This window comes from Chryseobacterium gregarium DSM 19109, from assembly GCF_000430845.1.
GTDB classification, from domain to species: Bacteria; Bacteroidota; Bacteroidia; order Flavobacteriales; family Weeksellaceae; genus Chryseobacterium; species Chryseobacterium gregarium.
Window position 1 is genome coordinate 210,020 of record NZ_KE387264.1, and the last position, 19,798, is coordinate 229,817.

Annotated in this window: 19 protein-coding genes; 17 read left to right on the top strand and 2 right to left on the bottom strand. The window is 39.4% G+C overall.

Features of this window, described 5'->3' with window-relative positions:
* Positions 1-50 precede the first annotated feature (50 nt).
* The 8 genes from galK (at position 51) to H561_RS0121215 (ending at position 9,471) form a co-directional block, all read left to right on the top strand.
* Complete coding sequence (galK, locus tag H561_RS0121180; protein WP_027388768.1) at positions 51-1,238, top strand: galactokinase; 1,188 nt, start codon at positions 51-53, stop codon at positions 1,236-1,238.
* Positions 1,222-2,289 (top strand): UDP-glucose--hexose-1-phosphate uridylyltransferase, encoded by a 1,068-nt coding sequence (locus tag H561_RS0121185; protein ID WP_027388769.1) that lies wholly within the window; start codon positions 1,222-1,224, stop codon positions 2,287-2,289. Before galK ends, H561_RS0121185 begins: the two co-directional genes overlap by 17 nt.
* 339 nt (positions 2,290-2,628) lie before the next feature.
* Complete coding sequence (locus tag H561_RS0121190; RefSeq protein ID WP_027388770.1) at positions 2,629-3,459, top strand: helix-turn-helix domain-containing protein; 831 nt, start codon at positions 2,629-2,631, stop codon at positions 3,457-3,459.
* Between the two features lie 53 nt (positions 3,460-3,512).
* Complete coding sequence (locus H561_RS0121195; RefSeq protein ID WP_027388771.1) at positions 3,513-3,896, top strand: hypothetical protein; 384 nt, start codon at positions 3,513-3,515, stop codon at positions 3,894-3,896.
* Between the two features lie 322 nt (positions 3,897-4,218).
* Complete coding sequence (locus H561_RS0121200) at positions 4,219-4,743, top strand: hypothetical protein (RefSeq protein ID WP_027388772.1); 525 nt, start codon at positions 4,219-4,221, stop codon at positions 4,741-4,743.
* A gap of 90 nt (positions 4,744-4,833) precedes the next feature.
* Positions 4,834-5,637: a fimbrial biogenesis chaperone gene (locus H561_RS0121205; RefSeq protein WP_027388773.1), complete on the top strand. Its 804-nt coding sequence runs from the start codon at positions 4,834-4,836 to the stop codon at positions 5,635-5,637.
* Positions 5,630-6,661: a hypothetical protein gene (locus H561_RS0121210; RefSeq protein ID WP_027388774.1), complete on the top strand. Its 1,032-nt coding sequence runs from the start codon at positions 5,630-5,632 to the stop codon at positions 6,659-6,661. Before H561_RS0121205 ends, H561_RS0121210 begins: the two co-directional genes overlap by 8 nt.
* Before the next feature lie 47 nt (positions 6,662-6,708).
* Positions 6,709-9,471, top strand: coding sequence for a hypothetical protein (locus H561_RS0121215; RefSeq protein WP_155845880.1), 2,763 nt, complete (start codon positions 6,709-6,711; stop codon positions 9,469-9,471).
* Positions 9,472-9,690: 219 nt separating this feature from the next.
* On the opposite strand, the gene H561_RS23090 is transcribed toward H561_RS0121215, so the two are convergent.
* Positions 9,691-10,140 (bottom strand): ferritin-like domain-containing protein, encoded by a 450-nt coding sequence (locus H561_RS23090; RefSeq protein ID WP_051349487.1) that lies wholly within the window; start codon positions 10,138-10,140, stop codon positions 9,691-9,693.
* A gap of 141 nt (positions 10,141-10,281) precedes the next feature.
* Here H561_RS23090 and H561_RS0121225 point away from each other — a divergent pair, with 141 nt between their 5' ends.
* The 8 genes from H561_RS0121225 (at position 10,282) to H561_RS0121270 (ending at position 16,475) form a co-directional block, all read left to right on the top strand.
* Positions 10,282-10,956, top strand: coding sequence for a MarR family winged helix-turn-helix transcriptional regulator (locus H561_RS0121225; protein ID WP_027388776.1), 675 nt, complete (start codon positions 10,282-10,284; stop codon positions 10,954-10,956).
* A gap of 2 nt (positions 10,957-10,958) precedes the next feature.
* A complete protein-coding gene (locus H561_RS0121230) occupies positions 10,959-12,431 on the top strand; it encodes a phytoene desaturase family protein (RefSeq protein WP_027388777.1) in 1,473 nt (490 codons plus the stop codon).
* Between the two features lies 1 nt (position 12,432).
* Complete coding sequence (locus H561_RS0121235; RefSeq protein WP_027388778.1) at positions 12,433-13,269, top strand: phytoene/squalene synthase family protein; 837 nt, start codon at positions 12,433-12,435, stop codon at positions 13,267-13,269.
* A 28-nt stretch (positions 13,270-13,297) separates the two neighbouring features.
* Complete coding sequence (locus H561_RS0121240; protein ID WP_027388779.1) at positions 13,298-13,753, top strand: sterol desaturase family protein; 456 nt, start codon at positions 13,298-13,300, stop codon at positions 13,751-13,753.
* A 3-nt stretch (positions 13,754-13,756) separates the two neighbouring features.
* Positions 13,757-14,473, top strand: a complete 717-nt coding sequence (locus H561_RS0121245) for a lycopene cyclase domain-containing protein (protein WP_027388780.1) — start codon at positions 13,757-13,759, stop codon at positions 14,471-14,473.
* 128 nt (positions 14,474-14,601) lie between these two features.
* Entirely contained in the window at positions 14,602-14,835 is a 234-nt protein-coding gene (locus tag H561_RS0121250) for a hypothetical protein (RefSeq protein WP_027388781.1), read from the top strand.
* A gap of 687 nt (positions 14,836-15,522) precedes the next feature.
* The gene (locus H561_RS0121265) at positions 15,523-15,843 is read left to right on the top strand and encodes a hypothetical protein (RefSeq protein ID WP_027388783.1); all 321 of its coding nucleotides are present in this window, start codon (positions 15,523-15,525) and stop codon (positions 15,841-15,843) included.
* A 176-nt stretch (positions 15,844-16,019) separates the two neighbouring features.
* Entirely contained in the window at positions 16,020-16,475 is a 456-nt protein-coding gene (locus H561_RS0121270; RefSeq protein WP_027388784.1) for an NUDIX hydrolase, read from the top strand.
* 38 nt (positions 16,476-16,513) lie between these two features.
* Here H561_RS0121270 and H561_RS0121275 read toward each other — a convergent pair whose 3' ends face one another.
* Positions 16,514-16,744 carry a hypothetical protein gene (locus H561_RS0121275; RefSeq protein WP_027388785.1) on the bottom strand — a complete coding sequence of 77 codons (231 nt, stop codon included), beginning with the start codon at positions 16,742-16,744 and terminating at the stop codon, positions 16,514-16,516.
* Between the two features lie 159 nt (positions 16,745-16,903).
* On the opposite strand from H561_RS0121275, the gene H561_RS23095 reads away from it, so the two are divergent.
* Complete coding sequence (locus tag H561_RS23095) at positions 16,904-19,795, top strand: AsmA-like C-terminal region-containing protein (protein WP_051349488.1); 2,892 nt, start codon at positions 16,904-16,906, stop codon at positions 19,793-19,795.
* The last annotated feature ends 3 nt before the right edge of the window (positions 19,796-19,798 follow it).

Here is a 19,798-nt window from a genome sequence, read left to right on the forward strand (position 1 = left end):
AATTTTTTATTATTATTTCTTAAATGAAAAATGATAAATTGCAGCCCTATATGCATAACACATTAATCAGCACTGCCAAAACAGCATTTCAGTCAGCATTTCATTCGGAACCGGAACATGTATTTCTTTCACCGGGAAGAATCAACATCATCGGTGAACATGTAGATTACAGTGACGGCTTTGTACTTCCGGCTGCCATTGATAAATACATCTGCTTTGCTGTTAAAAAACAACAGGGTAGTGAAATCTGTTCCCTTTTTGCAGCAGACCTTAATGAATCCTTTAGTTTTAACATCAATGAAAAGCAAAGCCCGGTAGGGCAGGAATGGGTTAATTATCTGTTGGGCGTTGTTGATGCCATTCAGGAATCCGGAAAAATAACCGGTGGCGTGCAGATGGCATTCACCAGTACCATTCCGATGGGATCCGGATTATCTTCGTCTGCCGCTCTGGAATGTGGTTTTGCATATATTCTAAATACATTATTTGATCTTCAGTTTTCAAAAAAAGAAATCGCGCTAATCGGGCAGAAGGCTGAACATAGTTTTGTTGGGGTACAGTGCGGGATCATGGATCAGTTTGCCACAGTCTTCGGAAAAGAAAATAAAGTCATCATGCTGGACTGCAATTCCTTGGAGCATCAATATTACGATGCCCGTCTGGACGGTTACAGCCTAATACTGTTCGACAGCTGTGTAAAGCATACCCATCTCACTTCCGGCTATAACGACAGAAGAAAAGATGTTGAACGGGGAAAAGAAATCATCAGATCCCATTATCCTGAAATTAATAATTTCCGTCAGGTTACTGAAGAAATCCTTACAGAGCTGAAGGAAGATATGGGAGACGTAGCCTACAAACGGTGCCTGTACCTGGTTAAGGAAATTAAAAGGGTAGAGGAAGCGGTAAAAGCATTATCAGAAAACAAACCGGAAGATCTTGGCCGTCTGATGACTGAAACGCATGCCGGGCTTTCCGGGGAATTTGAAGTAAGCTGCCATGAAATTGATTTTCTGGTGGAAGAGACCCTGAAACAAAAAGGGGTTTTGGGCGCAAGGATGATGGGTGGCGGATTCGGCGGCTGCAGCATTAACCTCATCAGGGAAGATCAGGGAGACCGGATCAGTGAAACAATTGAAAAAAAATACAGACAGGCTTTCGGTATCGGGATGAAGGTCTATACAGTTAATATTTCCGAAGGAATAAAAGAATATACGGCCAATGAATTCATCATTTGACAGTAAAAAGCATCCGCACAGAAGGTATAACCCGCTGCTGGATGAATGGATCCTTGTTTCACCGCAAAGGGCCAGCCGCCCGTGGCAGGGCCAGACCGAAGAAGCTGAACATGAAGAACTTCCTGTCCATGATCCGGATTGTTACCTGTGTTCAGGAAGTGTGCGGGTGAATGGTGAAAGAAATCCGGATTACAGAGGCGTATATGTCTTTGATAATGATTTCGGGTCTTTGATGAAAGATTATATTGAATTTTCTGAAGAACCTTGTGATTTTTTTTCATTGCAACCTGAGCGCGGGATTAACAGAGTGATTTGCTTTTCAGAAAATCACAGCCTTACTTTACCGGAAATGGAAGTGGATGATATTAAAAATGTGGTTGATACCTGGCAACAGCAATATGAAGAGTTGGGCGCTGAAGAGTACATCAATCACGTTCAGATCTTTGAAAACAAAGGTAAAATCATGGGATGCAGCAATCCGCATCCGCACGGGCAGGTATGGGCACAGTTTTCCATTCCGACGATGGTCCGAAAAACCCAGGCAAACTTAAAAACCTACTTTGATGAAAACGGAACCTCACTTTTAGAAGATTATCTTCAGTGTGAGACGGAGGCTGCGGAAAGAATCATCCTTGAAAACAGTGATTTTGTGGCGCTGGTTCCTTTCTGGGCTTCATGGCCTTATGAAACCATGGTCATCAGTAAACGGAAAGCCGGGAACATTTCCCAGTTTTCGGAAACGGAGAAAAATTCACTGGCGGAGATTTTAAAAGACCTTACCACAAAATACGACAATATTTTTAATATTTCTTTTCCTTATTCTGCCGGGATCCATCAGTCGCCTACGGATGGGGAAAATCACCCCGAATGGCATTTCCATATGCATTTTTATCCGCCGTTGCTGCGCAGTGCCGAAGTTAAAAAATTTATGGTAGGGTATGAAATGCTCGCCGAAACACAACGCGACATCACCCCTGAGCAGAGTGCAGAAATATTGAAAAGCAAATCTACCCTTCATTATAAGATCCACCCTGACCGATTACAGAAATAGAATAACAAATTAAAATTAAACCCATCCAGGTTTTTAAGTCAATCGGTCATCTGATATGATGCTTATCTATTTTGATGCATCATTTTTTATCGGAAACCATCAAACTTAACCTTATTATAATCCCTTCTTTCTATCTACCAGATTATGTTTTTCGCAGATATTAGACGCTCCATGTATACTGACAATGTGGCTAATATTAAAAAGGGAATCATCCTTTTTTACCTTTAAATACCAATAGGTAAAATATTTATTTCAAAATATCTTTTATTTATCAAAAAAAATTATTGTTGGTGAAACATTTGTTTTCACAGGGCTGATAAAATATTTTAGCATTATATTATGTATGTAATAACAGACCAATTAAAAAGTATAGGTTTTAATATCAATAGCCTTAGTGACATCATCAGAAGAAATAATAACATCAGGGAATTCAGTACGCTTGAATTTTACTGCATCTATATCATAATGGAAGATGTCAATCTTGAAGTAGAAAATGTATCGTATTCCATAAGAGCCGGTAACATCGCCTTTTTGGGGCCTGAAAAAAAGATTACATTCGGGAAAGCAAGAGGAAATAAGATCACCGTCATTGCTTTTTCATCAAGTTTTTACGAAAGATCTTCAAAAGACAGTCTTTTTCTTAATTCCCAGCTTTTTTTCAATTACTATACAGACCTCTTTGTCGCACCTTTCCGGAATGTGGAGCAGATGAAAGTGGTTTTTATGGAGCGGATGGAAACCTTCCGGAGAAAAGATGAGAATCTTTACGTCTCTGCTGCTCACAATGCTATTGAGCGGCTGATTCTGGATGCTTTTTTATATATAGCAAATGAAGAGATCAAAAAAGATATCAAATTTGATTATCTCCATTATGTGAACAGATTCAAGGTTCTTCTCCAGAGAGATTACAAAACAGAAAAGAAGGTTTCGCACTATGCGAGTGAACTTAACATTACTTCCCGGAGACTTACGGAGATGACGGAATATGTTTTGGGGAAAACAGCAAAGAGTTTAATTATTGAAAAAGTGATCAGCGAATGTAAAAAAGCCCTTCGGTCTAACAATTTTACGATTTCAGAAATTTCTTATGATCTGGGTTTCAATGATGAAGGAAATTTCAGCAACTTTGTGAAGAAACATACAGGAAAAAAACCCTCTGAAATGAAATAAATAAAGAAAAATATTGTACTTTTAAGTAGTTATACAATGAAAAATTTAGGGATATGGCTACCAAACTTTTTTTATTAGGTATTTTATTTTTTGCTTTCATAAGACTTTCAGGTCAGAACGATGGCGTATATCTCAACATGCGTCTGTATCCTGTTCAAATCCTTTCTATAGGTTCTGGCAATGATACACAAAAAAACAATCAGGAAGTAAGAGCGCTTAATGAAAAAAAGTATGTTACCGTATCCAGCACGGCGGGATTTGAGGTGAATGTTCAGCAGATAAACGATCATGAGCATCTGAATATCATCAACAGCAGCAGAGGAGTGGTGCAGGAAATTTTCACCATAGATCAGAAAATGCAGAAACGCATGAGAAAAATACAAAGTTCTTCCTCCGATAAATCAGATTACATATTCTTAACACTGATTTCCCAATAAAAAAATTATTATAAAAATATACTGCCGATTATGTATAAAATGACAACAAATTATATTTTTTTTTGATTATCATAGGCTTTGAAATTGATGTATTGTTAATCATAGATTAATTATCTTGTAATATTATTATTTGTAATTAATTATGTGAATCTACTATTCGTATTTCCTTTTATATGAAGGACAGATTTCTCTTTTTTTTTCTAAAACCATATTTGCAACTTTTGAGCATTTTTTTACAAAAGAGATGCATTAGGATGTATATACCTTTGCAGCAGAAAATTTAGAAACATAAATTAATAATAACTAAAAATATCAGTATCTCATGAAAAAAATCATTTTCGCAGCTTTTTCTCTAATAGGATTTGTAACATTAAAAGCTCAGCAAACAGTAACATTAAACGTAAGACTAAAGCCAATTCAGACGCTTGTGGTTAATCCATCTCAAAAAGTCGTTAACTTAGACTACGTAACCAAAGATGACTATACCAACGGTGTATCATCTGTTAATGCTGACCATTTGAATATTTACAGTACCGGAGGATTTCAGGTGAAAGTGAAGAGTGCCAACTCTGCTTTACAGAACGGTGCTAAAAATATTCAGGCCAATACCATTCAGATTAAGGCAAGTGCAGGATCAGAACCTATTACAGGAGCACAGTATGCACAGAATACCCAGTTGTCAGCCAACGAAACAACATTGGTTACTTCCACTGTAGGAGGGGTTGATAAAAAAATCAGCATTGAATATAAAGGTGCAGGTGCCAATGCATACCTTGACAACTATATTGCAGGCCAGACTCCTACCGTATACACAACAGAATTAACGTACACTATTATTTCTCAATAAGATAGAAGCCCTTCTGAAATATTAAAAAGATATAAGTGTTACAAGATAATTTGTAGCACTTTTTATCTGTTTTTAATATAAATGTCCATCATGAAAAAACTGTATTTTATTCTTCTGTGTCTTTTAAGTTCTTTAGGTTTAAATCTGTACGCTCAGACAGGGGTTTCCGTTTCTCCACCAAGGCTTTATTTTGAATCCGGTCTCGGAAACAGCAATACCCAGAAAATAACGGTCACCAACGTAAGTGCCAAGAATTCTCTTGATCTTGCGGTGAGCCTGGGAGATTGGGAATACAATGAAAAAGGAGAGAACATGATGTCTGCGGCCAACACGCTTACCAATTCATGTGCCGGCTGGGTCTCTGTAAAAAAAGAAGATAATTATTTTACACTGGCTCCGGGTGAGAGAAAGGATATTGATGTAACCATTACCGTTCCCAATACTTTGCCGGATCAGCCTTTAACCCATACTGCAGTTCTGTATGTAAGCCAGATGAACCCGGTAGACGATGTGGATAATAAAGGAGCCAATATTAAAGTAAGCATTCGCTCAGGCATAAAACTGTTCCATAAACTTCTTTCTGCAAAAAATAAGAAACTGGAAATCGCGGACCTGTCCTACACGAAGACAAAATCAACTCTTGATCTTACATTTAACAATCTGGGAGACGTATGGGCAGACGGTAAAATATATACTGATCTTGTGAATACCAAGAACGGTAAAAAGACGTCTTTGGATGCTATTGTTTTTTATACGATGCCGGGAAACAAAAGAGAGGTGAGCATTGCGCTCCCTGCAGGTCTTGAAAAAGGGAAATATACCGCTTCGGTAATGATCGATTATGGGGATAGTGACAACCTGGAACTGGGAGAATTAAACTTTACTTATGACTAATGATAAGAAGTTTTCAGTGATCATATTGCTGTTGATCTGGATGCATTGCTTTTCACAGGTAAATTACCATTCGTGGACCAATGGTTTTATATCTGTCGGTTCTTATGGCGGCAATACCAATACTGATGCTTATACCCTTACTCTTTCAGGGAACGGATCTCTGAATGTTCCTTATTGGAGGGTTTCTGCCAGGTTAACACAGCAGATTGCTTCAACGGATGGGAATTATACGTTTCCCGCTAATAAAATTTCTTTCAGTCCGGTTTCTACTTCGGGAACTGCCTATCCGGATTCCGTACCTTCCATTTCACAGATCGGCATGCCGCTCAATGTAATGATGCAGGAAGGACAGGAGGTTTTTTTAATCCCGCAGTCAAATGCTCCATTATATAATGTTTACAACCAGAACTCCTATTATAATCTTCAGATAAAATATGCTCTCACCATTGCCGGCGGGTCTTATCTGGGCAGTTACCCTGCGTGGACCACTTTTATAGCTCCTGTGCAGTTTACAGCATATGACCAGTATAATAATGTCATCGGGAGGATAGACCATGTGTTTCAGATCCAGATCGCTACGCTTTCAGGAACTCCTCCGGATATACCTGAAATGTCATTGAAGTTTTCGGCAAATGCCATCAACGGGGTCCTTGAGTTTAGCAGTAAAAATGATTATACCAACGGAGTAAGCATCGTGTATCCCAATGCACTGGCAGTACGGAGCAATACCAATTATCAGATCAAGATAAAATCACTTCAGAGCAAATTCACTTCTCCCGCAGGGAACTCGCTTCCTCTGGAAGCCGTAAAATTCGGATTGTCACCGGTTTCCGGAAATAATGCGGTAATCTATCCCATCGTACTGGCATCATGGCCGCAGCTTGTTGCCAAAGGAGCTTCCACTCAGAGTTCCAGTGTGTATTATGACATTAACTATTCAACGGATCCCAATGACCAGAGATTCATGAATGCCAAAACAGAAGATTATTCCACAACATTACAGTTCGAGATAACCCCTCAATAAAATTTACAATGCATGACGACCTGCTCAGAAAAATAATATTTATTTTTTTGATACCGCTCGCTTTTATGATCATTCCTGCACAGCATATTCCTGATATCGCGATGGAAGTCCGCAGTGAATCCGCTACGCCGGAAAATAATATTATAGACCTGACTATTGTCCTTAAAAATAAAGATGAAGTGCCTTTCAAAGGCAGGATTAATATTCATACACCGGAAGGGTTCAGGGCAGTTTCAGCCGGTGGAATATATGCAGACCTGGAGGCTGGGGAGAGTATCTTTCTTCCGGTAAAAATCATAGTGAACAACAGTGCGGTTTCGGGAGAAAAAAAAATCAGTTTTGATCTTTCTGACCTGCAGCACCGAATCATCACGGAAAAATCCATCTTATTTAACGTAGCACAAAACAATGCGCTGCGGATAACCGCTGAAAATTCTGTATTGTATATCAACAATATGAAAGATTCCGTAGAGGTAAGGGCCAGGGTTTCCAACCTTGGGAATACACGGCAGAATGTGACGGTAGTCTTTAAAATTCCGGAAATTATCCAGGGAAATGTTTTTGTGGAGAAAAAAGGGAGCATAGCAGTGGCAAAAGATTCGGTATTTGTATTCCGGTTTATGCCTTCCGGGCTGTTGGGAAGAACTTCACAGTTTTCCGTTGATATAGCGGGGTTCAGGGATCCGGAAAAAGAGATATTCGGCAATACCGCCGTATCTGTTCAGAATGTGGCTTCTACGCAGCGTTACCAGGATCTTCAGAACAATACGTTTTCCAATTATAAAAAAAACAGCATCACGGCAGGCTACAGGCGGATCGGTGAAAATCTCAGCATGTATCAGCTGATCGGTTCCGGAGGGTTCAACCTTCCTTCGGGGTATGTATTCATAAGAGGGAATATTTATGCCATGAATAACCAGAGCGATCCCGTGGTCAGCAATACCTACATTACATATCGCCGGAACAACAGTGAATATACATTGGGAAATATCAGCAAAATGATGGAAATGTCCCTTTTCGGAAGAGGCGCGGAATATGCCGTAACGTCTTCTGATAAAGACAAAAAACTGGAAGTCGGATTTGTAGACCAGGTCTTCAGCCTCGTGGAAAGAAGCTCATTTTTAAAATACGGGTATGGTTTTTTTACCCGGGGAACCCTCGGGGCCCAGAATGCGACCCGGAATATTTCAGCGACATATGTTTTCAGGAATGATCCGTATGAAAAATCAAGGCACAATCTGCTGGGAACAGATATGCAGTATTCTTTTAACAGAGACTGGAATATGACTGCCAAGGTCTACAGCGGGCTCAGCGTGTACGACGATATCAATGTTACCAAGCCTTCATTGGCTTTAGAATCCCAGTATTCAGGGATCATTGATAAGTTTAATCTTAACGGGAATTACTTTTACAGTACCGATTACTATCCCGGGAACAGGCGGGGGATGCTTCAGGTTCAGCAGAATATTTCCACAAACATCATTAAAGACTATAATATCTATGCGAATATCTTGATTTCTGATTTTTCCCCTAAATTCTACTTTTATAATAATGATTTGGAATCAAATACCACCAGGGTAGATACAGGGGTGAACTTTCCGAAGAGAGGAAATTTCGGATTTGCGCTCGGCCTTCAGTATCAGGATGAAAAATCCAATACCTATAACAATTTCTTTAATACCACGATCAATCAGGAATCCAAACAGCTGAAAGCACAGAGGATTACCGATTACATGACCTGGTCAAGCCCGAACAGGAAGCACTCTTCCGTAGTGGGGATAGAAACAGGACTGGCCACCTATCCGGATACAGATCAGGCAGAATACCAGATGAAAGCCACCGGCAATTACAGTTATAAATGGCTTAATGTCAATTTTATCTACCAGTATGGAAGCTATTTCCTTTCCGAATATGCTTTTTCCAGGATATTTAATGAAAACAGTACTTATAAAAAACTATCCTTTTCAGCATTTTTCAATAATAATTTTTTCGATCAGAAACTTACGGCTACTGGAGGGGTAACCTATACTGATGATATTCTGTACGGAAAATCTCCGTCGGGCTTTATTAATCTCAAGTATTCAGGCAGGCTGTATGGCGTGTATCTCAATACTTCATGGTTCCATTATTCTTCAAGAAATATCAATAATAATCTTCTTACCATTGAAGCAGGAATCACGCTGAACCTTAAATCAAATACCCTTGATCCGGGCAAAAAAGGAAGCATTACCGCCTTTGTTTATTACGACAACAACAACAATGGCGTGTATGATGACGTGGACAGGCCGGCAGAAGGATATCTCGTGATGCTCAATACCATCTCGTTCAGGACGGACAGCAAAGGCAACCTGAATTACAAAGCACTTCCATTCGGAAAATATGCGTTAAAACAGATTATACAGAAGGGCTGGTATTACGATGAAGCGGAAATTGAAATGAATAAACATCATTATGTCCTGGAAATTCCTTTGCATCAGAACGGGACCGTTCAGGGGAAGATCGACTATGAATTCAATGCCAAAACATCAGTGGATTTTGACCCGAAAATCGGAGGGATCATTTTCAATATTTACAGAAAGGATGAGCTTCTGCAGCGTGTCGTAACGGATGATAACGGTGAATTTATTTCTTTTCTGGAATCCGGAAATTATAAAATTGAACTTAATCAAAACTCATTGCCGGCCAATACATATGTTGAGCGAGCCATCGCAGAAGCTAAAGTAGAAGCAGGGAAAATCGTCATTCTCGAACCTTTTGTCATCAGAGTAAAAGAAAAAAAGATCAGGGTTAAAAAATTCGGAAATGAATAATCATTTTAGATGGGTATAAAACCTGCATGATCATCTTCAGAATTATTTTTAAATTTAAAACAGGCTTTAAAAAAATAACAATACCTGCGCTCACGCATAAGAAAGAGGAAAGAATATTTAAAAAGGTGAATAATCACTGCTTAATTAACTCCGGTATTATATAAAAAAATAAGAGAGCCGTAAAGCTCTCTTATTTTAATACTTATCTGATGATAACTATTAATTAAGTTTTTCCAGATTTTCAAATTTAGCATAAGAAGATCTCAAATGATGTAAGTGATCAGAAACGACCTGTGAACTTTCAGGGCATAAATCTCCGCTTTCCAAAGCATCTTCATAAGCCTTGATGGCTGCTTTCTCTCCGAATACAACATTTTCAAGCGTAGACTCTTCACTATTTCCTGTAAAAGAATTTTTAATGTCGATCCATGCTCTGTGTACGGCTCCTGCCGTGCTGGTTGTATTATCCGCTTCTCCTCCTTTTTCGCTGATCAGCCTTACAAGATCCGACCTCATGGTCTGAGACTGTGATACCATCTGATCATAATCATTTTTCAACGCTGAATGGTTTTCCCAAACTTTGTCTTCAACTTTTGAAAACCCTTCAATCCTGTCGTTGGTAATGTTTAGTAAATCGTTTAGTACTGATACAGTTTTTTCGTTGTTCATAACATTTTTTTTATTGGTGTACCAGTAGACTTACAAGATGCGTGCCTTAGTTTATTTTTATCTGAATAAATTCAAAAATAAGTTTATTAATATTCATTTTAACAAATAAAAAGTATATTTGTACACTAATTTAATCCGCAGATGAACTATCAGAATATACAGGATGTTATCGGACTTATGGAACAGTTTGAAACAGATATTACCATTAATCATTCTTATCCTAAAGATATAGAGGGTTTTAAAAAGTGGGTATGTGATGAGGAAAACCGCAAAGCTGGTACAGTTTTCGATGAACCGTATTGGGAAGGCAAAGAAAACGGGCGGAGCGCAGAAAGTGCTATCAGCACGCTGCTTCTGCATCTGAACCGGTATGCCAGAACCTATTCCAAATCTGCTATTTCAGATTCTGAATTTACCACTCAGGAAGATTTTATTTATCTCATCAATTTAAAGGCTTTCGGCTCGATGACAAAAATGGAGCTTATCAAAAAGAATATCCATGACAAGCCTGTAGGGATGCTTATTATCACCAGACTGCTGAAACAGGGCTGGATCGAGCAGACGGAATCTGATATCGATAAAAGAAACAGGATTATAAATATCTCCGGAAAAGGTTTACAGGCCCTGGAAAAGCAAATGAAAAAAATAAGAGAGGCTACAGATATCGTAACAGGAAACCTTAATTACCGGGAAAAGATGGATCTGATCCTTATCCTTAATAAGCTTGACCGTTTTCATTATCCGATCTTTTCCAGAAGTATAGACAGTAAAGACCTGATTAAAACGGTCTATGAAGAATATTCATTTAAAAACTAAGTATGAGCAAAAAAATTGCGGTCATAGGATCGGGATTCTCAGGATTGTCTGCGGCAGCCTATGCCTCAAAAGACGGGCATGAAGTTCACCTTTTTGAAAAAAACAGTGAGGTAGGGGGGCGTGCCAGGAAGTTTAAGACTGACAACGGCTATACCTTTGATATGGGGCCAAGCTGGTACTGGATGCCTGATATTATAGAAGCATTTTTTAGTGATTTCGGCAAATCAGCTTCCGATTTCTATACGCTTGTGCCCTTAGACCCGCAGTTTGAAATGGTATTCTCAGACGGTACCATGAACATTCCCCACAGTTATGAAGACATGAAAGCTCTTTTTGAAGGGACTGAAACGGGGGCAGGAAAAAAACTGGATGAGTTTATGAAAGATGCGCAGTATAAATATGAAGTCGGGATGAAGGATTTTGTGAACAAGCCCTGTTATTCCTGGTTTGAATTTATGTCCCCGAAGATTGCCAAAAGTGCATTCAAACTGGATCTGTTAAGCAATTTCCAGCGTTTCGTAAGGAAATACTTCACCCATCCCAAACTGATTGTCCTAATGGAATTCCCGGTAATTTTCCTGGGAGCAGCTCCGAAAGATATTCCTGCGCTGTACAGTTTAATGAACTACGGAGGATACAAACTGGGAACCTGGTATCCGATGGGCGGCTTTTCCAAAATCATCGATGCGATGAAAGAGGTCGCTGAGGGCCACGGGACACAGTTTCACCTGAATGCGGATGTACAGAAGATCAATGTTGAAAATAAGCAGGTATCCTCATTAACGGTCAATCAACAGGTGATTGATTTTGATGTAATTATTGCATCTTCGGATTACCACCACACTGAGTCAAAACTTCTTAATGAAGAATACAGGAACTATGACGAAGCGTACTGGGAAAAAAGGGTTTTCGCGCCTTCGTGCCTGATTTATTACCTTGGGATCAAAGAAAAAATCCCTAATCTTAAGCACCATACCCTGTTTTTTGAAAATGACCTGGAGCTTCATACCGAAGAAATTTATAAAGATAAAAAATGGCCGACCAAGCCGCTGTTTTATGTCTGCTGCCCTTCAAAAACAGATTCTTCCGTAGCGCCGGAACATGGCGAGAATGTATTTCTCCTGATGCCTGTGGCTCCCGGGATTGAAGACTCCGAAGAGATCAGGGAGCGTTATTTCATGGAAATGATGCTGAGGCTGGAAAAGCACACCGGCGCATCGGATCTTTTACTGAAAATCGACTATAAAAAAAGCTACTGCATCAAAGATTTCCAGGAAGATTACAATGCCTACAAAGGAAATGCCTACGGCCTTGCCAACACGCTTTCCCAGACTGCCGTCTTAAAACCATCATTAAGAAACAAAAAGATAAAAAACCTTTTCTACACGGGGCAGCTTACCGTTCCCGGTCCTGGAGTACCGCCGTCCATCATCTCCGGAAAAATAGCTGCAATAGAAGCCACCAAAATAAATTGATATGAAAAAACTATTTGATGATCTCGCGTACAAAGTCAGTAAGGAGACGACAAAACAGTACAGTACCAGTTTTTCGCTGGGAATCCTTGCCCTGTCTTCCAGCATCAGGAACCCTGTTTATGCCATTTACGGGTATGTAAGGCTTGCTGATGAGATTGTGGACAGCTTCCATGAATATGACAAGGAAAGGTTACTGGCAAAATTCAAGGAAGATACGTTCCAGGCTCTGGAAGACCGGATTTCCCTGAACCCGATCATGCATTCTTTCCAGGAGACCGTACACCGTTTTGCTATTGATAAGAAGCTGATCATCCAGTTTCTGAAAAGCATGGAAATGGACCTTCAGAAAATCGATTATAATTCAGATCTTTATAAAGAATACATTCTGGGGTCAGCAGAAGTAGTGGGGCTGATGTGCCTGCAAATCTTCGTTAACGGCGACAAAGAACAGTTTGAAAGGCTGAAACCGTACGCGATGATTCTGGGATCGGCGTTCCAGAAAGTGAATTTCTTAAGGGACATGAAGGATGATTACCATACCTTAGGAAGGAGTTACTTCCCGGATCTCGATTTTTCCCTGTTTGATAATAAAGTCAAATCGTCTATTGAAAAGGAAATCGAAAAAGAATTCAGGGAAGCACTGGTCGGCATCAAAAAGCTTCCGGCTTCCGCAAGGTTCGGGGTTTACCTGGCGTACCGCTATTACATTTCACTGTTCAGGAAGATCAAGAGAAAATCTGCAAACGCAATCCTGAGTGAGAGGATCAGGATATCCAACGGTGCCAAGATTTCCCTGATGATGAGCAGTTATGTACAGTACAAGACTTCATTTTTATAGACTAAAATTTCCATTTTAAACCGTTCATATGAATTTTCTAATTGTAGTAATCACCTTTTTTGTGATGGAAGGCATAACCTGGTTAACGCATAAATATGTTATGCACGGATTCCTCTGGGCACTGCACAGAGATCACCATGACCACAGCAATGACGGCCCTATGGAAAAGAATGATTATTTCTTCCTTATCTTTGCGCTTCCGTCTATTCTTCTGATGGCTTACGGTACAGTCCAGGGGTTTAACCACTGGTTTTACATTGCATTGGGCATTACTTTATACGGGATGGCCTATTTTTTCGTTCATGATATCTTCATCCATCAAAGGATAAAAGTGCTCCGCGATACCCAAAATCCATACCTTTTAGCCATCCGGCGTGCGCACAAGCAGCACCATAAACATACGGGAAAAGAAAGAGGCGAGTGTTTCGGTTTCCTTTGGGTGCCGGTAAAATATTTTCAGATGTACTTTAATAAAAACAAATAATCCATGCTGTCTTATACTTACCTGCTGATCAATTTTTTTACGGTTATTATCTGCTTTATTTTTTCGTTTCACCATAAACTGAAATTCAGCAGGCATTTCGGGGCTTTTCTGAAAGCTTCCTTCATTGTAGCACTGGTATTCATCATCTGGGATGCCTGGTTTACCGGCATAGGGGTGTGGTGGTTCAATGACCGTTACCTGGTCGGGGTAAGAATTCTAGACCTTCCTATTGAAGAAATACTCTTTTTTTTCTGTATCCCTTTTTCATGCATCTTCACCTATTTCTGCCTGAACAAATTTTTCAGACTGGACTGGAAGCCGCTTCCCGAAAAGATTTTCGTCATTGCAGCGATTATCCTCTCCGTGATCGGGGCTGTTTATTTCCGTGAAAAGATTTACACTTCCATGACTCTAGCTACGACAGCTTTTACATTATTCATGCTGTATTTTGTCTTGCAGTCGAGATGGATCGGCAAGGCTTCCTTTATCTATTTAATGCTGATGCCCGGCTTTCTGATGGTCAACGGCATCCTCACCGGCACCGGTCTGGAATCACCGATCGTGAATTACCATCCTGCGGAATTCCTCGGGGTCAGGATCCTTACCATTCCCATTGAAGATACTGTATACGGCTATGAAATGATCCTCTGGAATATCTATTTCTTTCAAAAGTTTAAAAAACAGGATCCTGCAGCTGAACCGTTAATGGCAGAAGCTTAACAGATTTTCTTTATATTTTTAGACTTTTTCGGTACATTACAGCCTTTTGATGATAAGGGCTGAATTTTTTATGGGGTTATGGTGACCTCTCCGGTGAGGATAATGAACTGAATATTAATCTAATAAATATGAAAAACAATTCAAATAATGATATGGAGGCTTTAACTTGTGGACAAAAAGGGGTTTTGAACAAAAAATTAGTTGTAGATTTCCTGTTACCTTTAGAGACTATGCAATATTACATTTTAAATAGTGAAATTAGCCCACAACTTACCTCGGAGAGGATTAATAATGTTTGGGTTATCCTTGAATGCTATTTTGAAAATGAGAAATTGAATTCAGATCTTACATGGGAAGAGTAATTACATTATATTCTATTACATCATCCTGATTTTAAACAGATTTCAGTACCAGAAATGAGAAGAATTATATTTAAGTTTTGGTTAATAAACATATTAATAAGTCTTGCTTTATTCATTGCTTATAGAATAGTAATTGCAGAGCAAGATCACGCTGAGGAGAATTTTTTTAAATGGGTTTTACAAATTTTAGATATACTATTAAACTTAGCGTATTCATTTGTATACCTCATTGCCATGGTCTTTTGTTCGCTTGCCATTTTTCTAAATCTGACCGATAGAATTAGAAATAATCTTTATCTGTCCTTGTTAACATTTTTAGGAATACCATTATTTTGTGTTATTTTTATAATGATTAGCATAGTAACTGACGGGCTTTTTGACAATAATACAGTTACTGTATTCAGAAATATTCTGATTTTTTCAATAATTTATCTCTTTTTTACAACTGTAGAATTTTTAATATTTAGAAAAAGAATTAAAACATTTCGGCTGAATAAATAAAAACCACCGTTATCATCTTGAAATAAATCAATCACCTATGAGGAATCTGATTATAACTGCACTCATCTGTGTACTTTTTACAGCTTGCATCAAGTCCCAGGATAAAATAACAACAGCTTCCGTAAAATCTGACACTGTTTTTTGAAAGAGAACGATGTCATTTTTATTTCTCCAAGCGACAAGCATTTGGAAGCGCTTAAAAAGAAGAACGGAGAGGATTTTTACCCCATAGCAGATGATGCCAATAATTATTTTTCTGAAGCTTCAGGCTATCTGGATTCATTAAAAATTCCTTACACAAATTATGATGACGATAAAATTATCGTGTTTAAGAAAAATAATAAAGTCATAACAGTTCCAAAATATAAAAATCCATGGTATTTGATTTTTTATAGGAATGGATCATATAAAACGCTCGATTTAATAGACATCAAAGAAGAATATTCAAAATTTTTCAGCAAAAAGATCTCTGCAAATTCAGTAAATCTTAATACAAAAAAATTATAGATTCTGTTGCCGGAAAAAAATACTTTTTGCTGGCGGAAAAAGATTTTGATCTTAATAATGATACATTTAAAGATAAAATTATTGCTTAATCATATCAAATTAAAATTCACTGATTTTTAAATTATATAAAATATTACGGTATGTTTATATGGTTAAACCTAAAATCATAAAATTCGATGAAAACAAGCGCAGGCATTTTATTGTTTAAAAGAGAGAAGGAAAAGATTTTCTATTTCCTGGTGCATCCGGGCGGGCCGTTCTGGAAGAATAAAGAGGTCGGGGCGTGGTCAATTCCGAAAGGCGAAGCATCAGAAGGGGAAAACTTACTGGAGCGGGCGTGTATTGAGTTTGAAGAAGAGACAGGAAAAAGCATAGAGGGAAACTTTATCGAACTGCAGCCCATAAAACAGAAATCCGGTAAAACAGTGCATGCCTGGGCATTGGAAAGTGATCTTGAACCGTCAGGATTATACAGCAATACTTTATTTATCGATTGGCCGCCGCGCTCCGGAAAAAAACTGGAAATCCCTGAAGTAGACCGGTGGGAGTGGTTTGATACCGAAGAAGCCGGCAAAAAAATAAATCCTGCGCAGGCAGAATTTATTGCAGAACTTGAACGTATGCTGAAATGATATCCGGTTTTCAGCTTCAGACGGTGTAAAACAGCTTATTAACTGTCCTTTTCCTTTTTAAAGCTTACGACTTCATAGTTTCCGTCAGAGCAGTAATCCTTGCAGCTTTCATCTGTAAATGATTCCGGCGACTGCAGGAAATCTTCAATATATTTTGCGCTTTCATCCGTATTGGCCGGGGTAATCACAACGTGAAACAGTTTCAAAACAGATTCATCTGCATTCTTAAAAGATTCTTTTTTATGCTCTACGGCTTCCTGATAATTCATACCTGTATTTTATGGGTTGGTGAATTCATGAATAAACTGTGCCAATTGTCTCATTTTTAAACAATACTTACTGGCTGTGGTATTTTCGGGCTGGCATTCCCACGGCAATGGCTTGATTTTAGATAACTGTTAAGCAGTTAATCGCAAAAATGTCCGTTGATGGAAAAGTTTAAAAAAATTATGTTGAAAACCCTTAAATGGACGGGGATTTCTGTAGCATCCATTCTTTTTCTGATGTTTATCCTGCCCATCCTTTTCCCGGGAACCATTTCGGCACAGGTAAAGATATTTGCCAATAAGCATCTGGCCGGCAAGCTGGATTACCGGAAGACCCACCTTACTTTTTTCAGGCATTTTCCGTCGCTTACCGTTTCCGTAGATGATCTTTTACTGAAAGGGTCCAAGCCTTTCCAGAATGATACCCTGTTGGCCGCCCGGGAAGTTTCCGTAGGGATCAACCTTAAAAATCTGATCTTCGACCAGCAGGTGAAAATAGACGAGATATACGTCACGGATGCGTATGCCAACATATTCGTCAATACGAAAGGGGAGGCCAATTACAATGTCTATGTCTCAAAACCTTCTGAAAAGCCTAAAGATACTGCGGGTACGGGAACTTCAATAAAACTGGACCTGATCAAGCTGAAGAACTGGAATATCAAATACAATGACCATGCAGCGAGGGTTCTGGTAGATGCCAAAGGACTCAATTATACCGGCAGGGGAGGGCTGAGCGAAGATATTTTCGATCTGGAAACCGATCTTGATATCAATAAACTTGATTTCAGCCTGAACAGGATTTATTATGCCCAGCAGAAAACGCTTCATGCAGATCTCATTACCAGAATCAATACCAACGCCCTGACCTTTGTACTGAGGAAAAATGAGCTGAGGATCAATGATCTGCCGTTAAAATTTACAGGTTTCGTCAGTATTCTGAAAGACGGTTACAACCTCGATATCAAAGCGGCTTCGGAAAAAACAACGATCCGGGATATGATTTCGGTCCTGCCGCCTCAATACCTGAACTGGGCAAAAGATACCAAAATACAGGGGAACAGCGATCTGTTTTTCAGCTTAAAAGGTAAGTTCAGTGGGCCGGAAAACCGGAAACCGAGGCTGAATGCACGACTCTTTGTACAGGACGGCTATGTTTCCAACGGAAAAGCACCGGTTCCGATGAACCATCTGAATATGGACCTGAATATTGACCTTCCTTCCCTGGATACCGATCAGTTGGGCATTGACCTTAAAAACCTGAGTTTTGACCTGGGCCCGAACAACAGCTTTAAAGCGGTCGTACAGACCAAAGGACTGAATGAAATGACGGTGAATGCCAATATTAAAGGAGCCGTGAACCTGCAGACCCTTGACCAGGCGTTAGGGCTTAAGGATATTGATGTCATGGGGATGATGGATACAAATATTAAGGCCAACGGGATTTTCAGTCTGGATAAAAAACTATTCCCGAAAACCGACGGGTATCTTAACCTGAAGAATGGCTGGCTGAAAACAAAATACTATCCGAATCCGATCCGGAATATCAATATGGTCGCCAATATCATCAATACCGATGGGACCTTTAAAAGTTTAGGCGTTAAATTAACCCCGTTTAAATTTGATTTTGAAGGCAATCCGGTCTTTATTAATGCGGATCTTCAGAACTTTGAAGATGTATTGTATAAAGTCCGTGCAAAAGGGGTGCTGAACGTCGGCCGGATTTATAAGGTTTTTGCGAAAAAAGGATTTGATATAAGCGGTCTGATCATGGCTGACCTGTCGTTGAATGGCCGCCAGAGTTATGCGACAACCGGACAGTACAGCAAGCTTGACAACAAAGGAAACCTGATCTTAAAAAATATAAAAGCCACAACCGAATACCTGCCCAAGTCATTTTTTATCAAAGAAGGAAACTTCCAGTTTGAAAATGAGAAAATGTGGTTCAGGAAATTTTTTGCCACCTACGGAAAATCAGATTTCGCACTGAACGGCTATCTTCTGAATACCATCAATTATTTTATCGAACGGCGCGGAACGCTCCACGGGAAATTCGGTCTGAACTCCAATTACATTTTGATCGATGAATTTATGGCATTGAAGAACGGGGATAATGATAAAAAATCCATAGACGTAGAATACGCAAAAGTAGAGAATCCGAAAAGCAGCGGTGTCGTTATTGTCCCGAAAAACCTTGATGTTGCTTTAAATGTAAATGCGAGGAAAGTTGAGTTCAAAGGATTGGGATTGAATCATATTAAGGGAACCGCTTCGGTGGGAAAAGGCCAGGTTTACCTTAAGAATACCTCTTTTGATATTATCGGAAGTCGGATGAATATTGATGCGCGGTACCAGGATGAATCTCCGTTAACGGCGAATTATGATGTAGCGCTTAAAGTGCTGGACTTTAATGTGCAGAGGGCTTACAAGGAAATCGATATGGTGCGTGAAATGGCAACAGCTGCCAAAAATGTGAAAGGAATTGTTTCCATAGATTACAAACTGAAAGGCGATTTTGATAAAAACATGAAGCCTATCTATCCGTCTCTCGAAGGAGGCGGGATTGTGAATCTGAGAGACGTGGAGGTTAAAGACCTTAAGATGCTTTCTGCGGTAGGTGACAATATCGGGGCAAAAGCATTCAATGACCCTGATATGAAGGGCGTGAACATCGAAACCCACATCAAGAACAATCTTATCCATGTCGATAAATTTACCTTTAAGGTCTCGATTTTGAGACCAACGGTAAGCGGCACCTCCAGTTTCAACGGGCTGCTTGACCTGAGGATAAGGATAGGGATTCTTCCGGGCGGAATCATCGGCTTCCCGGTAGTGGTGACCGGAACCCATGAAAAACCGAAAATTAAAATTTTCAGCAAAAAAGGGCAGGGGATCCTTGACGCTGTCTATAATAAAAAGACCAATAAAGTGATCCGTCAGGAAAAAAGGGCTGAAAAGAAAACCCGGAGACAGCAGCGAAAGGAAAAAGAAGCCCAGGAGCAGAAAGCTAAAAATGCCGAAAAACAAATCAATAAAGATCTTAAGCAAAAATAAAGG

Excerpts from the sequence above, each read along its gene's own strand:
- H561_RS0121225 (WP_027388776.1), top strand. The coding sequence starts at position 10,282 with ATGAACTATCAGAATATACAGGATGTTATCGGACTTATGGAACAGTTT.
- H561_RS0121195 (WP_027388771.1), top strand. The coding sequence starts at position 3,513 with ATGGCTACCAAACTTTTTTTATTAGGTATTTTATTTTTTGCTTTCATA.
- H561_RS0121275 (WP_027388785.1), bottom strand. The coding sequence starts at position 16,744 with ATGAATTATCAGGAAGCCGTAGAGCATAAAAAAGAATCTTTTAAGAAT.
- H561_RS0121270 (WP_027388784.1), top strand. The coding sequence starts at position 16,020 with ATGAAAACAAGCGCAGGCATTTTATTGTTTAAAAGAGAGAAGGAAAAG.
- H561_RS0121200 (WP_027388772.1), top strand. The coding sequence starts at position 4,219 with ATGAAAAAAATCATTTTCGCAGCTTTTTCTCTAATAGGATTTGTAACA.
- H561_RS0121190 (WP_027388770.1), top strand. The coding sequence starts at position 2,629 with ATGTATGTAATAACAGACCAATTAAAAAGTATAGGTTTTAATATCAAT.
- H561_RS0121205 (WP_027388773.1), top strand. The coding sequence starts at position 4,834 with ATGAAAAAACTGTATTTTATTCTTCTGTGTCTTTTAAGTTCTTTAGGT.
- H561_RS23090 (WP_051349487.1), bottom strand. The coding sequence starts at position 10,140 with ATGAACAACGAAAAAACTGTATCAGTACTAAACGATTTACTAAACATT.
- H561_RS0121185 (WP_027388769.1), top strand. The coding sequence starts at position 1,222 with ATGAATTCATCATTTGACAGTAAAAAGCATCCGCACAGAAGGTATAAC.
- H561_RS23095 (WP_051349488.1), top strand. The coding sequence starts at position 16,904 with ATGGAAAAGTTTAAAAAAATTATGTTGAAAACCCTTAAATGGACGGGG.
- H561_RS0121210 (WP_027388774.1), top strand. The coding sequence starts at position 5,630 with ATGACTAATGATAAGAAGTTTTCAGTGATCATATTGCTGTTGATCTGG.
- H561_RS0121235 (WP_027388778.1), top strand. The coding sequence starts at position 12,433 with ATGAAAAAACTATTTGATGATCTCGCGTACAAAGTCAGTAAGGAGACG.
- H561_RS0121245 (WP_027388780.1), top strand. The coding sequence starts at position 13,757 with ATGCTGTCTTATACTTACCTGCTGATCAATTTTTTTACGGTTATTATC.
- galK (WP_027388768.1), top strand. The coding sequence starts at position 51 with ATGCATAACACATTAATCAGCACTGCCAAAACAGCATTTCAGTCAGCA.
- H561_RS0121250 (WP_027388781.1), top strand. The coding sequence starts at position 14,602 with ATGAAAAACAATTCAAATAATGATATGGAGGCTTTAACTTGTGGACAA.
- H561_RS0121230 (WP_027388777.1), top strand. The coding sequence starts at position 10,959 with ATGAGCAAAAAAATTGCGGTCATAGGATCGGGATTCTCAGGATTGTCT.
- H561_RS0121240 (WP_027388779.1), top strand. The coding sequence starts at position 13,298 with ATGAATTTTCTAATTGTAGTAATCACCTTTTTTGTGATGGAAGGCATA.